Source organism: Noviherbaspirillum sp. Root189 (assembly GCF_001428545.1).
Taxonomy (GTDB): domain Bacteria; phylum Pseudomonadota; class Gammaproteobacteria; order Burkholderiales; family Burkholderiaceae_D; genus Noviherbaspirillum.
In genome coordinates, this window is record NZ_LMHZ01000003.1 from 122,601 (window position 1) to 137,777 (window position 15,177).

The window sequence follows — 15,177 nt, forward strand, 5'->3', positions numbered from 1 at the left end:
ACTGTGCTGCAGGCGGTACTTAAAGCTGGTCGATTGACCGAAGCTTGTACTAATTAAGTTCTCTTATTGGCGCCAGCCGATCGGCTGGATGCTGGCTGTGCTGATGGCAAGCGTCAGTGCCGCCGCGGTGCTGATCCTCTGCGGTCGCCTCGGTGATAGAAGGCCCGTATGGCTGCTTCGACTTCAAGGATCGTCAGCCGCGCCAGATTTGGATCGGCGCCGGCATCGGCATTACGCCATTTGTCACGCGCATGATGCAACTGACGGCGGAGCCGGATGGTCGACCGATTGACCTGTTTCATTCGACATCGGTTCCGGAGCCGACGGCCATGCACATGCTCATGACGGATGCAAAAGCCGCTGTGGCTGCAACCGGCGGAACCCGGTTAATCTAGCTGCTCGTGATAATTCGATGCGCCATGGCGCCAGTAGGCGGCTACCCGCATCGATTCCTTCGCAATGCCTTTTTCGGTACGAAGAATTTCCCGTAGCCGAGCCATTAGCGAGGCTTCCCCTGCACACCATGCGAAACCCTCGCCCTCAGGGAGTTGAACTGCACTCAGTCCAGCGGCCAGTTCATCTGGCGAGAACACCCAATGCAGCTCCAGTTGCGCGTTGCTGTCGAACTCGCAACGGTCAGCATCATCGTCGGCTAGTGCCATAACAATGGCGCGCGCCGTGGCGGGGAGTTCTTCCAGACGCCGGCGAATAGCAGGGAAGGCGGTAGAGTCGCCGGCTAACAGGTGCCAGTCATAATCCTGCGGAATGATCATCGAGCCGCGCGGGCCGGCGATGATCGCGCGCTGGCCGACGGCCGCCTGCCTCGCCCATTCCGACGCCTTGCCGTCGCCATGGCGAACGAACTCTATCGTTAGCTCGCGCTTGTCGCGGTTGAAATGCCGGGGCGTGTAATCCCTGCGGATCACTTCCCTAGCAGCATCGTTGAATGTGAATTTGACATGATCGTCGAACGAGGCGGACGCGAAATCCTGCAATGCCTCACCTTGGAACGTAATGCTGATAAAGTTGGCGCCGACCGGCCGGATGCGGACAACTTCCACATCCCGCTGCTTGATTTCATGACGAACCCGCTGGACCCTTCTTGCCTCCAAACCATTTTCCATTGCTTAGGCCTTTTTGATTGATAATGTCTCCTATTATGAATAAACAAGTTGATAAAGTCAACCAAAGTTCGGCCGCCGCTTCCGACATGGCCGATGAGGTATTTGAATCCATCCACGCGATCATGCACCTCTACCGCTCGCGGCAATACCGCACGCTGCGCGACGGCCTGCATGATCTGACCCATATGGAAACCAAGACGCTCGGCTATTTCGCAAGGCACCCGGGAACGACGCAGAGCGATCTCGTCGCGCATACCGGCCGCGACAAGGCGCAGCTTGCACGCCTGATCAAGGGCTTGAGAGAGAAGGGTTTGCTCGAAGCGAGCACCGATGTTGCAGACCGCCGTAGTGTGCGCCTGCAGGTTACTGCGGCCGGACAGGAAGTCTTCCGGCATTTGCAGCTGCAGGGCAGGCACCTGTCCAATATGGCCGTCGAGCATTTAAGTGAAGAGGAACGCAGTGCGCTGCTGTCGATGCTGCAAAAGGTTCGCTCGAACCTGGAAGATGAAACGGAGTGAGATCGGAAAGATTGGAGAAGTAAGAGCAGAGTGTTCAGTGTGGTGGCCGTCATCAGTTCGCACGTCGAGGCCATGGAAGACAGTCGAATCGCCATAGCTCATTAGCTCGCTCGTACCGCGCCAGAGCATTCCGTGGTTTCCTCCCTTGGGCTTGTAGGACGCCTGCCGCAAGATTCAGATCGGCACCAAACTCCTGCGCGTGTAGGCAGGCATCCTACAACCCTTAACAAATGCAGCCATCCCTCAAAATATGCTCAAAGACTGCATTAACTTTGATAGCTGCAGGTTCCGCAGCTTGATAAATGCTGTTTGCATGGGCCCGGACTGGTTGTCCCTAAACTTGTTTCGCTGCAGGCAAGGCGGGCTTTTTCCTTGCGTTGAATATCAAACTTTAGACAACCGCTCGGCGGCGCGCCTCGACGCATTCGGCCGCCAAGAACTCCAGCAGCGTTCGGACGGATGGCAGCAGCCCTCGCCGAGACGGAAATACGGCATGGACGATGCCAGCGCGCGGCCTCCAGTTGGGCAAAATGTGAACGAGCTGCCCGGATTCGACGTGGCGCCACACCATCATCGTGGGCAGCGCAACCACCCCTACGCCGGCAATGGCTGCATCGCACAGGGCCGCCTGGTCATCGCTGACCAAGCGTGGCACATGGGTGACGTTTGCGGTCTGACCGTCAGTGTGTTCGAGTTGCCACTGATAGTCGCGCCGTGGCGGCCCCAAAGTCACGCTGGGTGATTGGTGCAAGTCGGCAGGCGAGGTAATGGTTCGACCCGCTAGAAATCCCGGACTGGCTACCAAGCATTGCGTACTGGTGTCGAGCCTGCGCATGACAAGCTCAGTCGGTTCAAGCGGCGGGAAGCGCACGCGAATGGCAATGTCGAATCCTTCGGCAATCACATCGACCCGCCGGTTAGTGCTTTCCAGATGGATTTCCACGGCCGGGTAAGCGCTAAGGAAGCGCGCGAATAATTCGCCGAACTGAAAGTTGATCAGCGCTACCGGGCAACTTACGCGGATGATGCCACGCGGTGCGGCCTGCACTTGCGCGATTACGTCGTCGGCGGCCTCGGCTTCCACCAGCATAGCGACGCAGCGTTCATAGTACGCGTGGCCAATCTCGGTAACCGAAAACCGGCGGGAGGAACGGTTGAGCAAGCGTAGCCCCAGCCTGTCTTCTAATTGAAGAATGCGCCGACTCAGCTTAGATTTTTGCATGCCCGTGGCGCGAGCCGCAGCGGCAAAGCCACCGTGGTCCACTACTTGGACGAAGTAATAAAGGTCGTTAAGGTCTTGCATCGTCCTATTATTAGGATGGTGCGTCAGAAAATGCAATCTTTTCAAGCATTCGTTGCGTTGCTATCTTCAGTAACAACAGGCGGTGCTTATTACCGCTGTCACTGGAGATGAGAATGAGCAAGGAAATTCTTGGCCGTTACGGCAACAATCGCAGCCACTGGGTGGGTGACGGTTTCCCAGTCCGCTCGCTATTTTCGTACAACAACCTTGGCCAGCATATCAGCCCGTTCCTGCTGCTTGACTACGCAGGGCCGCACTACTTTGATCCGACGACCAAGCGCCGCGGCGTGGGCCAGCATCCGCATCGCGGGTTCGAGACGGTGACCGTCGTTTACGACGGTCAGGTGGCGCACAACGATTCCGCTGGCAATGGCGGGGTCATCGGCCCCGGGGACGTCCAGTGGATGACAGCCGGAGCCGGCATCCTGCATGAGGAATACCATGCATCGGCGTTTGCCAAAACAGGCGGCCCGTTCCGCATGGTCCAGCTCTGGGTGAACCTGCCGGCCAAGGACAAGCTGACGCCTGGCGGCTATCAGGGCATCGTCTCGACTGACATTCCTGTAGTTGATCTGCCCAACGGCAGCGGCAAGGGTCGTGTGATCGCCGGCGAACTGCTCGGCGCGAAGGGACCTGCAAAGACGTTTACGCCCATCAATATGTGGGATCTGCGCCTGGTCCGGAATGCCGATCTTACGCTCGATCTGCCCGAGGGCCATACGGCCATGCTGGTGGTGTTGACTGGACATGTCACCCTCAACGGCAGCCAGGATGCCGGCGAGGCAGAAATGGTGATGCTAAGCCGCGAAGGTAGCGACGTGGCCATTCATACCGATGGCGACGCCATGGTGCTGGTGCTGACCGGCGAGCCGATTGACGAGCCGATCGTGGGCCATGGGCCGTTCGTGATGAACACCGAGGCAGAAATCCGCCAGGCATTTGATGACTTTAAAAACGGCCGGTTCGTCCAGCCCGCGTGACGTTTGGCGCGGTCTTGCCCTACAAGATCGGGCTTTGCTCAAACTGGGGACGGCCATTCCGCCCGCACCGCCCCTACCTGCTCGGACTCATCTTCCGCGCTGGAATGATAGCGGGCAGCTATTAAAGAAAGGAAGTGACCATGGCCAGCGAATCTATTCGTGATCCGAAGGCGGATCAGCTACTGACGCCGCAGAACTCAACCTTCATTCTCATCGACTATCAACCGGTGCAGGTAAACTCGATCGCTTCGATGGATCGGCAGCTGATGCTGAACAACATCGTTGGTTGCGCCAAGGCAGCCGTCGCCTACGGTTTGCCGATCGTGCATTCCACGGTCAACGTGAAGACCGGCCTCAACAAGCCGCCAGTGCCCCATATCCAAAAGGTGCTGGGCAAATACCCGACCTACGACCGCACCACCATCAACAGCTGGGAGGACGTGGAATTCCAGAAGGCGGTCAAGGAAGCCGGCCGCAAAAAGCTCATCATGACCGCACTCTGGACCGAGGCGTGCTTGACGTTCCCGGCGCTGGATGCGCTGGCGGAGGGCTACGAGGTCTATGTACCGGTGGATGCCGTCGGTGGAACGTCCGTGGCCGCGCACGAGGCCGCTCTGCGTCGTATCGAGCAGGCCGGCGGCAAGCTCATTTCTACCGTGCAGTTGTTCTGCGAACTGCAGCGGGACTGGAAGCGCAGTGAAACCGTCCCCGCGTTCATGAACCTGTTCATCGAGACGGGCGGCACGCCGGGCATCCAGTTCTCGTACGACCGCAGCGAGTAAGTCGAAGGTACCGGCGGCAGCCGGGAGTCAGCTGGTGCCGCCGCCTTAAACAACCATTTTTCAGGAAGGAGCAGGTGATGAGCGAAATTTATGTGGTGGCGATTCTCTATGCCAAGGAAGGCCGAGAGGAAGCATTGCGTTCCGATCTGGTGACGGTCACGGAGAAGTCGGCGGCAGAGGAAGGCAATCTAAGCTTTGAGCTTTTTGGCGATGCGATCGATGGACGGCGCTTTGCGCTCATCGAGCGCTGGCGCGACGCCGAGGCGCACGCGACGCATCACAACCAGTCGGCGCACATCGCTCATTTTCATACCCATGGTGAAGCCAATGTTGAGCGGCGTGAAGCAGTCCATTTCCTCAAACGCATCGCCTAAAAACCCCCGGCTATCCTTGCAGCCTTTGTTTATTAAGAGATTAAAGCGGTGGCCGCTTGTTGTACCTCCGGGCAAAGTGGAGCCTAGCCTATATCGACAGCACCGTGCAATACGGCAGCAACTCGAATCCAGGAATCGGCATCTCCTTAAAGTACTGTGCATTAGAATGCCGAAGCTCATCTGATACGTAGTTATGTGCTCAACGGGGGGCTCGATCAAGCTGTCCAACGCTCAATTGGGGCTATTCTTTTTAATGGCCCTCCGGTGGTGGAGACACCGGCAAGCTCCCCAAATCGCCAGGTGCTCACGGCCACTCTTGAAAACCAACGCGTGTTCTTCCTTTCGATATGAATGGATTTTTCCCCATTAAACAGAACACCCTGTGGGTACTCGGGCACGGATAAACTTCCGTGGCGACTTCATCTTCAAGTCCTTGTACAGGTGCCGCTCGTTGTAATTGTCAAACCATCCAGGTCATTGATTAGCCAGGCTGGCATGTTGGTTTTTGCGACATGTTGCTGCACCGCCATCACGGCCTCCTGCCTGACATCGTTCTATCAGGCCAGGTCGCGTCAACTGCTATGTCAAAACCTGTGGGAAATAGGATGCAAGACCGGACGCTTACTGCTGGCCAGTAGAAAGGCTTGGATAAAGATATGCTTGCGTAGATACCGATCTGTATCTATAATCGATACAGATCGGTATCGCCCGGGATGAATGTCATGTCCAATTTTTGAAAGGGGTTCACAAGTGCACATTGCCAAATTCGATCAACAGTCAGCCGCACCATCATGCCCGGATCTCGACACCGCCAAGTCGATCGTGTCTGAACTCGCATCAGTAAAGAGCCGGCAAGACATCAAAGCAGCACTGGAAATCTATCACAAGGATGCAACGCTTCTTTGCCCACCATGGCAATCGAGTTCGCACGGCCGCGCTGAGCTCGAGAAAAAGCTCGTCGGTTTTTTCAGACTCGTTCCGGACTATGCTGTCGAGCTGACCGGGTATGCGATGGCAGGGGAAACGCTTTGCACCTGGGGCACAATCCGAATGACATTGAGCACTACCCCACGGGGAGACAAGCCAAACGGAAGAAAAGTATCCACCCCGGTCTTCATTCTGTTCCGTTTCAGCGAGGGAAAAGTGATCTGGGAGAGTTTCCATTTCGATCTGGCTGATGTAGCCAGACAGTCAGAAGTGCCTACCGAGGCATTCGTGCAAGCCTCCGGATCGCTGTCCGAGCACAAATTTGCATCGGCGGTGCAGCCATGAGCCGCGATACCATGCACGACGAAACAATGCGTGCGATTCAGGTTTCGCAATGGGGCGATATCGATAAACTGACGTTGGTTGAGGTACCGCGACCTTTACCTTTGCCGACGGAGGTGCGAGTCCGGGTCATGGCGGCCGGTGTGAACCCGGTTGATCTGTTCGCCCGGGAGGGGCGCGCATACAAGAAAGCGCTGACACTGCCGCATATTCCGGGCTGGGATGTCGCTGGAGTGGTAGAGTCTGTCGGATACGGCGTTACGCGTTTCAAGGCAGGAGATCGGGTATTCGGAATGCCGTGGTTTCCCCGTCCCGGAAGTACGTATGCGGAATACGTCGTGGCACCGGCCTCGCATTTTGCAGCCGTGCCGGCAAATCTCGATTTTGTGCAGGCCGCCGCTTTACCGCTGGCTGGCTTGACTGCGTGGCAGATGCTGATAAACGTGGGCCAGGTTGCTGTTGGTACACGTGTCCTGATCAATGGTGCAGCAGGAGGTGTCGGCCATCTGGCTGTGCAAATTGCAAAGGCCAAGGGAGCCTATGTGATTGCCACGGCGCGCAAGGAGAAGCATGAATTCCTGAAGAGCCTTGGTGCCGACCTGGTCATCGATTACACACAGGTGCGCGTGCCAGATCTCATCTCTGACGCCGATCTTGTCCTCGAGTTGGTAGGAGGCGAAACCTGCCTCATGATGCTGCGCACCCTGCGCAAGGGCGGACTTTTGGTTAGCGCGCAAGCGGCTTGGACACCCACGCTAATGGACGAGGCGCGAGCCCTCGGAGTAAGGGCATCCTGGTATCTCGTCGAGCCGGACTCGGTGGGCTTGAACGAAATTGCCCGTTTAGCTGAATCGAACCAGTTGCGCGTCAAAATCGAGCAGGTCTTTCCTTTAGAGGCTGCTGCGGCTGCACAGACGCTTGTGGCAGGCAAGCGGGTGGTCGGCAAAGTCGTCCTGACAGTCCGCGCCGATGTGGATGCCGAACGAACTTGAGGATCGGCCTCTCCTGCATCATCCGAACCTCGGTGTTCACATTGAGATTGGCGATATCGCCGGAGCGGATCCAGTGCCTGGCAACGGCTCAGAAGCAGTCATTGCTGACTACCGCCGTGCTATTGTTTACTCGTTGAAACTTTAGTAAGAGCCGCGCCGGCAAGCGCCAACGACGCGGCCGGTCCTTTCTTCCCAAGTGACTGGCTGCAGGCGAACGCACCGTCAATCAGTAGCGTGAGCTGGTCGGCAAGCAACTGTGGATCATCCGAACCCATTGCCATACTTAGCTGCAACAAGCGGCGCCGCAGCAGTTGCTTGTTGCGCAGGACAACGGCTCGTGCCGGATGGGAAGGTTCCGGAAATTCAGAGGCTGCGTTCAGGAAAGGACAGCCACGGGAACGAGGGTCGACAATCCACTTCCCGATCCAGCCAAGCTGAGCGAGCAGTTCCTCCCTGGCGTTCCCTTCATGCTTTTCGGCTACCGATTCCCACTTCGCCCAGAACTCATCGTGTAAAGACTCCAGCACTGCCACGATCAACTGGTCTTTGCTTGGGAACCAGCGGTACAGGCTGGTCTTTGCCACACCCGCAGTGGCAGCAATCGTATCGATGCCCACTGCGTGGAATCCCTCGCGGTAGAACAGCTCACGAGCGGTCGCAAAGATCTTGTCACGGGTTGAAGGATTGGACGGCGTGGTTAGTTCATGTATCGGATGCATCGGAAGTATCACAGTTTTCTGATCGACCAATGATACCGGCTCGTGTCGAAAATGTGCACACCGAATTCAGATTTCACATAGAACCTCGTTTTTCTCCCGATGTGGAATCGCCAGATATCGCCAGATGAATCGCATTCAATCTGCAAACCAGTGATTGGACCGGTCCTGACCGTCAGACGCCCAGCGGCGCTTCGGTGCTTTCTCCCTCAGCGGCGGCGAGCGTGCGGAGAATAGCCCGCTTGTTTTCAAACTCACACTAACGATCGGTTTTGCTCTTGGTTGTCGGCAATGGGCAATTCGTACAGACTCTGTTGTCGCACATCCGGCAGATCGTAAACCGGTCCAGTTCCGAAGTGTCCTGCCTTGCTAGCACGTCGCGTATCAGCTCTCCCAATCGCTTTCTTTCAGCTGACGACAACACGTCCACGAACGCCGTGACGGCGGAAATCCGGGAGGTCAGCAAATCCTTCCGGGCCGCCGCACCTTTGGTTGTGAGATGCAGGGCGATCTCCCGGCCGTCCTTTCCGGGCCGGCGTTCGACAAGTTCGTCTAAAACCAGCCTGTCCACAAGTCGAACCGTTCCCGAATGAGATAGGCCGAGAATTCGTCGGAGCTTTTCGTTGGTTATGCCTGAACCGTACCCAATGACGATGAGTGCGGCAGGCGTTTCACCGCCATGACCTATGGCGGCGCGTGCTCCCTGCTCGATCCGGTCCATCACGGCGAGTGAAAGCGCTCCCAGCAAATTCGCGATTTCGGGCTCTGTCATCATGAGGCGAATCATATGCCAGCAGCGCACGAAAGACAACCTGAGTGTGCGCGGGAAAAGAAATTATATGTGCGTTACGCACAAATATATGTTGACACAGGGCGCCAAATAAATAGAGTATACATGTGCGTTACGCACATGTCTTGCGGGAATATTAAACATCGCAGGTGCCGACGATTACCTCGAATTTGCAGTATCCGTTCAAGGGAACGGTTCGTTACTGTGTTGGTCATGCGCGACTTAAATACGAATAAATATGGAGAGTAGCTATGAATCCTCGAAGCACTGCATTAACCACCAAGAATACTGCTGGAAGTGAGCCTGCCCTGAAATACGTGCACGCGAACGGAGTGCGATTTGCCTACCTGGAACAAGGGAGTGGACCACTTGTTATGTTCATGCATGGGTTTCCAGACAACGCCTGGTCGTATCGAGTGCAGATGGAGGTCTTCGCGGATGCTGGATATCGCGCAGTCGCGCCGTTCTTGCGTGGCTATGCGCCGACTGAGATTCCGGGGGACGGAGTCTTCGATCCCATCGCGCTGGGCAAGGATCTCGAAGCGCTTATCGCGGCGCTGAGCGACGACGGGCACGCACGCGTGGTTGGCATGGACTGGGGCGGCACCTCGACCTTTCAGGTGCTGGCTACGGCGCCATCGGCAATTAAGGCCGCCGTGGTCATGAACACCGCCCACCCGATTACGTTTTCAAGCATCAGGAAGGATCCCGATGCCGTTCGATCCATCTTCCATTTCTATTTTTTTCAGTTGGCTGGCGCCGAGTCGGCAGTCAATATCGAGGGACTGCCCTTCATCGATTATCTTTGGAAGCTGTGGTCGCCGACATTCAAAAATGATGCGCATCTCCGCTCGATCAAGGAGACGCTTAGCTCTCCCGGGACCATGGCGGCCGCGCTCAAATATTATGGGGGCTTGTTTGAATCGGGACGTGCGGGCCGGCTGCTGATCAACGAGATGTATACACCAACGCTGACAATCTATGGCAGCAACGATCCGACAGAGAGGTATTCGGTGAAGGAGGAGCCGCTCTTCAAGGGGCCGCATAAACGTATTGTCCTTCCCGATGTTGGGCACTTCCCGCACCTCGAGCGCGAGGCCGAAGTCACCGGTCTGATCATGGACTGGTTCAAAACGCACGCGCCTGACTGAGCGCATATGGCGTAGACCCGATCGCGCGCCCGAGCGGCGAAATTCTATGGGGAGCCGCGAGGACGTACACGCTTGGCGCGGCTAGCGGTAAATTCAGCATAAGCTCGTTGTGCCGGGCCGTTTCGTGAACCTACGCCCGTCGACACGAAACCATTGTCTTTGGCACGAAGCTCTGAGCAAAGGGCCATGATTGCTAAAACATTTTTCAGATTCTCTTACTTACCAGGAGTATGTGTGATGGATATCAAGACACAGCAGCAATACGCTGAGACGTTTCACGGTCTTCACAAGAAGGAGGGGGACCCACTCGTCCTATTCAACGCCTGGGATGTTGCAACCGCCAAGGTCATCGCGAAGACTTCTGCGGCCGTTGCGACGAGTAGCGGGGCGGTCGCATCCGCATTTGGCTACGCGGACGGTGAAAATATCCCATTCGATATGGTGACAGGCCTGGTATCACGAATGACCGCGGCTGTGTCGATTCCAGTATCAGTCGATCTCGAAGCAGGATATGGCGATTCGCTGGAGGCCGTCGCTGCATCGGTCACCATGATTCTCAGAGCCGGCGCCATAGGTATCAATATCGAAGACGGCCTCTCCGTCGGGAAGCGGCAGCTCCTCAGTCCCGAAGAGCATGCAGCAAAGATCAAAGTCGTGCGGAGCACAGCAGAAAAATTTGGAATTCGTCTATTCATCAATGCGAGAACCGATCCGTTTCTGCTGAAATTCGGATCACCATATGAATGCCTGGATGAAGCGGTAAGGCGTGCGGAAATGTATGCCGATGCCGGCGCAGATGGAATTTTTGTGCCCGGACTCACCGATCTAGCTCTCATTGAAAAGCTCGTTCAAATCACGCCTCTGCCCGTCAACATCATGGTGACGCAAGGTATTCCCGAAATTTCGGATCTCGCCCGCGTTGGTGTCCGGCGGGTAAGTCTTGGGCCATGGCCGATGATGGCAGCAATGCGAGTCATTGGACAAGCCGCTGCCGAAGTCGCCGCGAGCAAGCGATACGGCTCTTTTTTGCTGCCAAATGCCTGAGCACTGAAATCCTCTGGCCAGAAGAGTGGAAGCGCGCCGGCCATCGATGCCGTTGTGCGCAGTCTTTCCTTCCAATAGATCAGCAGCCAATTGCTCGGCGCCGAGACTGCAAGTCGATATGAAGCCACGCCTTCTATGGCAATCAATCTGTCAAAACACAACTGTCGTAAGAACCGTCTGAGAAGAGCGATACTGATTCAATTCATGAGGTGGTTGCCGTTGACTGCATTGGCGGTTGTAGCCGAAGGTGAAACAGGTAGGTGACATATCAATCCAGGGAAACAGAACTGTGGTCATCCCGGATGCCAATGTGCATGCATCGCTTTTGAAGGAAGCAACGTGGAACAGTGGCAGTACTATGGCAATAGTCGATTTCTCAAGCTATATGGTGGTAGGCCTTTTTCTAGAAGTGTACCCGACGATGGCTTGACGTCGAATGTGCAGCTTGACCAGCGAGCTCAAAGAGATTGAAGCTCAGTTCCGCGTTGACAAGTGGGATTTTGAGTCAAGTGATCTGAACGAGGACGTCTCTGATGCCTACGTTATGGCCGCTTTCGGACGGATGGAGCCGGCAGGGCAAGCGGCCCAAGTGCCCCAGCAGCAACTCGCCGCGTTGCAGGCCAGCATCGGCGCGCATCAGCAAGCGGTACAGGCAATCGCGGCTGGACTTCTTCAGATTGCGAAGCAAGAGATGTGGGTCGATTCGAGTCTATGGGCGACTGCGAAGCAATGACTGCTTCCGCCGCGAGACCTGCCACTATTGAATTCTAGGCCAACAGATGACATTAATGACTGACATGCAGGCGGCCTACCGATTTCAGCGTGTTCCGGATTTAAGCGCCAGCATCTCACTGATCCGATGGCGGGCAAACGGATCGGCACTGTCGACATAGCGCATCGCCGAGTGCACATCTTTCCAGCCAACGTATTCCATGAGCGTCTTGACGTCCCAGCCATTGGCGCTGGCCCAGGTGGCGAAGCCTCGCCTCAATGAGTGCCCACTGTACAGTTCGGGCGACACAACACCGGCTTCCTTCAGGATCGCGCGCAGCAGCGGCACCAGGCTGTCAATGTGCAGGCCATCATCACTGACGTGCCCCCACCGGTCGATACTCCGGAAAACCGCCCCCTCCCTAATCTGCGCAGCTGTCATCCATGCCAGATACGCGTCGACCGGGCACAGCCGTGACAGGGCAGGGGCCTTGAACGTTGACCCCTTGAGTTGGCGATCGCCCTTGGTCAACGGGAAATAACAGGTCATGCCCTGGCCGGGAACCACCTCGACATGCTCGGCGCGCAGCCGGGTCAGTTCGTCGCCGCGGAAACCACGCCAGAATCCCAGCAGCAGTAATGCCCGGTTGCGTACATAACGTAATTGGCCGCCACGATCATTATTCGTCTTTGCTGTCACGATGGCGGCTTCAAGCCATTGGTCAACCGCCGCCAGTTGTTCCAGCTGCAGGGGTTTTGCGCGCTTTTCCTGTGCCGGATGCAGCACCTGGATACCTTTGAACACCTTACGTACGATGGGCGCCTTGGTCGGATCGGGAAATCCCTGATCCAGGTGCCATTGGGCGAGGGCAGCGAGCCGCTGGCGCAGCGTGTTGACCGATAATGTTTCGGCATGGTGAACGAGGTAACGGGCAATGCTTTCTGCGGTTGCCGGTAAAAGCCGCCCCATTCGACTTCGAAGTGNGGATCGGGAAATCCCTGATCCAGGTGCCATTGGGCGAGGGCAGCGAGCCGCTGGCGCAGCGTGTTGACCGATAATGTTTCGGCATGGTGAACGAGGTAACGGGCAATGCTTTCTGCGGTTGCCGGTAAAAAGCCGCCCCATTCGACTTCGAAGTGACGGACTGCGCCCCGATACGCCTTGCGGGTGTTGTCGCGGGTAGCGGCTGTTATGTACTGGTCGAGCTTGGTCATTCTGTCGCTGCTGGAATAGGAATTACAGGTCGGATGGCGAAAATATACCGGAAAATCGGCATGAGGTCCGATAATCCCGCATTATCCANGAGCTTGGTCATTCTGTCGCTGCTGGAATAGGAATTACAGGTCGGATGGCGAAAATATACCGGAAAATCGGCATGAGGTCCGATAATCCCGCATTATCCGTCTACATGTAAATGTAATTTGAATATTGGTAGGATTGAAATAACGTATGTAATTAAGTACCATGTAAGCAATAACGATATATCAAGGAAGACAGATGGGACGCACAGGTCTATACAAATCAGACGTTAAGCAGGCACGCGAGATCCTGCTCGCGCAGGGCAAGCATCCATCCGTCGACGCAGTACGTATCGCCCTCGGCAATACCGGCTCGAAAACCACCATCCACAAGTATCTGCGCGAACTTCAGGAAGAAGAGGGCAGTGATCGTAAATCGTCAATTAGCGAAGTCCTGCAGGATCTGGTCGAGCGCCTGGCTGGCCAGTTGCAGGCCGAAGCCAATGAAAAGCTCGAGGAGGCGAACGTAAAACACCAGGAGCAAGCTCRCGCGCAGGCAGAGTTGATCGCCACGTTACGTACCGAGGTGAAGGANAAGAAGAGGGCAGTGATCGTAATCGTCAATTAGCGAAGTCCTGCAGGATCTGGTCGAGCGCCTGGCTGGCCAGTTGCAGGCCGAAGCCAATGAAAAGCTCGAGGAGGCGAACGTAAAACACCAGGAGCAAGCTCGCGCGCAGGCAGAGTTGATCGCCACGTTACGTACCGAGGTGAAGGACGTCACCGAGCGCCTGGACAAAGCCAATGACGCACTGACACAGGAGCAGGGCGCCCACGCCANAGAGTTGATCGCCACGTTACGTACCGAGGTGAAGGACGTCACCGAGCGCCTGGACAAAGCCAATGACGCACTGACACAGGAGCAGGGCGCCCACGCCAACACGCGCGAATCGCTACAGGACCTGACCGTGACCCATCGCGCCGCCGAGCAGCGTATCGTTGGCTTGGAAGAGCGACTCCACGAGAATGAACAATACCGCCAGTCTCTCGAACAAAAACACGAACATGCACGGCAGTCGCTGGAGCATTACCGCAGCTCGGTCAAGGAACAGCGAGAGCAGGACCAGCGCCGGCATGAACAGCAGGTGCAGCAATTGCAAGCCGAGATGCGGCAGCTCCAACAGTCTCTGGTGGTCAGGCAGGAAGAGGTGACACGGCTGAACCAGGAAGGCGTGCGTCTGGTATCGGACCTGTCTCATGCACGGAAGTCTTTGCATGACGAGCAGNCTGGTGGTCAGGCAGGAAGAGGTGACACGGCTGAACCAGGAAGGCGTGCGTCTGGTATCGGACCTGTCTCATGCACGGAAGTCTTTGCATGACGAGCAGGCCAATAGCCGGCAGCTTGTGCAGCGACTGGAAGCGCTTCAGGCGGCGGAGCAGCGTGCGCGGGTACTGGAGGTGCAGCTCGCTGAAAAGACAGTGTTGTCCGAGCGTTTGACCGAACAACTGGCTAGGGCAACGACGCAAGCGGASGGATTCTCGCAACAGGTACGGACGCTGGAACTGTCGCTTGCCACCACTCAGGCCAAGGTGGAAGCGCAGCAATTATTGAATGAAGAGCTGCGTAGCTATCTCAAGCACCAARCCCATACCGAAAAGGACGAAAGAAAWTGAAATTCCTGTATGACAAAGACCTGCAATCCCACCTGGATAACAKGCCATTYAATCGTGTCAGCAGCAAAAGTTCGTCCCAACTMGGTCGGTTACCAAGCTTCGGCTGAGACGCTGCGAGAATCCTTAGATGGTCTTTGCGATAGCACGGACTTTTTCATATCGGCTGCATTCGGGCTGTCATGGTGGATCGCCTTTGCCATGTTGATGGCCTTATCCAATGCGTCAATGAAGTTGCTCAAGAAGGCGGCGGAGCGGTTCGCGGTGTGGAGTCCAACAGCTGTCATGGTTGCTTTACCTTTCGTGCTTTCGTAACGTCGTCTAGCGAAAAGACAATWTGGCTTCGCCAAACAACTTTCCCAATTTCAAGTGATGATGGAAAAATATAAGCGATATGAATGGCAGTTCTCGTCTGAATCACGTTGATACCTCAGTCCTAGTGCACGGGCTCGCCACGGCCAAATACTGCGATGGCAGCCACGGTATCGGCCTTAGGCGTGCCTGACACCGGCGGGA

General features: G+C 56.3%; 16 protein-coding genes. 11 read left to right on the forward strand and 5 right to left on the reverse strand.

The window, feature by feature from the left end; genetic code table 11:
- Positions 1 to 152: 152 nt before the first annotated feature.
- Positions 153 to 395 carry a hypothetical protein gene (locus tag ASE07_RS02925; protein WP_057289311.1) on the forward strand — a complete coding sequence of 81 codons (243 nt, stop codon included), beginning with the start codon at positions 153 to 155 and terminating at the stop codon, positions 393 to 395.
- Here the strand turns inward: ASE07_RS02925 and ASE07_RS02930 are convergent.
- On the reverse strand, positions 387 to 1,124 hold the full coding sequence (locus ASE07_RS02930; protein ID WP_057289312.1) for a siderophore-interacting protein: 738 nt from the start codon (positions 1,122 to 1,124) through the stop codon (positions 387 to 389). The two genes, ASE07_RS02925 and ASE07_RS02930, sit on opposite strands and share 9 nt — an antisense overlap.
- Before the next feature lie 35 nt (positions 1,125 to 1,159).
- Here ASE07_RS02930 and ASE07_RS02935 point away from each other — a divergent pair, with 35 nt between their 5' ends.
- Entirely contained in the window at positions 1,160 to 1,642 is a 483-nt protein-coding gene (locus ASE07_RS02935) for a MarR family winged helix-turn-helix transcriptional regulator (protein WP_057289313.1), read from the forward strand.
- A gap of 391 nt (positions 1,643 to 2,033) precedes the next feature.
- Here ASE07_RS02935 and ASE07_RS02940 read toward each other — a convergent pair whose 3' ends face one another.
- On the reverse strand, positions 2,034 to 2,945 hold the full coding sequence (locus ASE07_RS02940) for a LysR substrate-binding domain-containing protein (protein WP_057289314.1): 912 nt from the start codon (positions 2,943 to 2,945) through the stop codon (positions 2,034 to 2,036).
- 107 nt (positions 2,946 to 3,052) lie between these two features.
- On the opposite strand from ASE07_RS02940, the gene ASE07_RS02945 reads away from it, so the two are divergent.
- The 5 genes from ASE07_RS02945 to ASE07_RS02965 all read left to right on the forward strand — a co-directional run bounded on the left by ASE07_RS02945 (position 3,053) and on the right by ASE07_RS02965 (position 7,342).
- Positions 3,053 to 3,925 carry a pirin family protein gene (locus ASE07_RS02945; RefSeq protein WP_200960869.1) on the forward strand — a complete coding sequence of 291 codons (873 nt, stop codon included), beginning with the start codon at positions 3,053 to 3,055 and terminating at the stop codon, positions 3,923 to 3,925.
- Positions 3,926 to 4,065: 140 nt separating this feature from the next.
- Entirely contained in the window at positions 4,066 to 4,707 is a 642-nt protein-coding gene (locus tag ASE07_RS02950) for a hydrolase (RefSeq protein WP_057289316.1), read from the forward strand.
- A gap of 77 nt (positions 4,708 to 4,784) precedes the next feature.
- Entirely contained in the window at positions 4,785 to 5,081 is a 297-nt protein-coding gene (locus ASE07_RS02955; protein WP_057289317.1) for a putative quinol monooxygenase, read from the forward strand.
- Between the two features lie 750 nt (positions 5,082 to 5,831).
- Positions 5,832 to 6,353, forward strand: a complete 522-nt coding sequence (locus tag ASE07_RS02960; protein ID WP_200960870.1) for a nuclear transport factor 2 family protein — start codon at positions 5,832 to 5,834, stop codon at positions 6,351 to 6,353.
- Positions 6,350 to 7,342: an NADP-dependent oxidoreductase gene (locus ASE07_RS02965; RefSeq protein ID WP_200960871.1), complete on the forward strand. Its 993-nt coding sequence runs from the start codon at positions 6,350 to 6,352 to the stop codon at positions 7,340 to 7,342. The genes ASE07_RS02960 and ASE07_RS02965 overlap by 4 nt, the downstream gene beginning before the upstream one ends.
- A gap of 119 nt (positions 7,343 to 7,461) precedes the next feature.
- On the opposite strand, the gene ASE07_RS02970 is transcribed toward ASE07_RS02965, so the two are convergent.
- Together ASE07_RS02970 and ASE07_RS02975 are read right to left on the reverse strand one after the other, a co-directional pair.
- A complete protein-coding gene (locus tag ASE07_RS02970; protein WP_057289337.1) occupies positions 7,462 to 8,061 on the reverse strand; it encodes a TetR/AcrR family transcriptional regulator in 600 nt (199 codons plus the stop codon).
- A gap of 256 nt (positions 8,062 to 8,317) precedes the next feature.
- Positions 8,318 to 8,833, reverse strand: a complete 516-nt coding sequence (locus ASE07_RS02975; RefSeq protein ID WP_235548331.1) for a MarR family winged helix-turn-helix transcriptional regulator — start codon at positions 8,831 to 8,833, stop codon at positions 8,318 to 8,320.
- Between the two features lie 266 nt (positions 8,834 to 9,099).
- Here ASE07_RS02975 and ASE07_RS02980 point away from each other — a divergent pair, with 266 nt between their 5' ends.
- The 3 genes from ASE07_RS02980 to ASE07_RS02990 all read left to right on the forward strand — a co-directional run bounded on the left by ASE07_RS02980 (position 9,100) and on the right by ASE07_RS02990 (position 11,776).
- A complete protein-coding gene (locus ASE07_RS02980) occupies positions 9,100 to 9,999 on the forward strand; it encodes an alpha/beta fold hydrolase (RefSeq protein WP_057289319.1) in 900 nt (299 codons plus the stop codon).
- A 186-nt stretch (positions 10,000 to 10,185) separates the two neighbouring features.
- Positions 10,186 to 11,043: an isocitrate lyase/PEP mutase family protein gene (locus tag ASE07_RS02985; protein WP_200960872.1), complete on the forward strand. Its 858-nt coding sequence runs from the start codon at positions 10,186 to 10,188 to the stop codon at positions 11,041 to 11,043.
- 445 nt (positions 11,044 to 11,488) lie between these two features.
- Positions 11,489 to 11,776 (forward strand): hypothetical protein, encoded by a 288-nt coding sequence (locus ASE07_RS02990; RefSeq protein ID WP_156396343.1) that lies wholly within the window; start codon positions 11,489 to 11,491, stop codon positions 11,774 to 11,776.
- Between the two features lie 84 nt (positions 11,777 to 11,860).
- Here the strand turns inward: ASE07_RS02990 and ASE07_RS02995 are convergent, their stop codons facing one another.
- On the reverse strand, positions 11,861 to 12,724 hold the full coding sequence (locus ASE07_RS02995) for a site-specific integrase (protein WP_235548334.1): 864 nt from the start codon (positions 12,722 to 12,724) through the stop codon (positions 11,861 to 11,863).
- 528 nt (positions 12,725 to 13,252) lie between these two features.
- Here ASE07_RS02995 and ASE07_RS03000 point away from each other — a divergent pair.
- Positions 13,253 to 13,587 (forward strand): DNA-binding protein (locus ASE07_RS03000; RefSeq protein ID WP_235548332.1); only part of this gene is annotated, 335 nt, incomplete at its 3' end.
- Positions 13,588 to 15,177 lie beyond the last annotated feature (1,590 nt).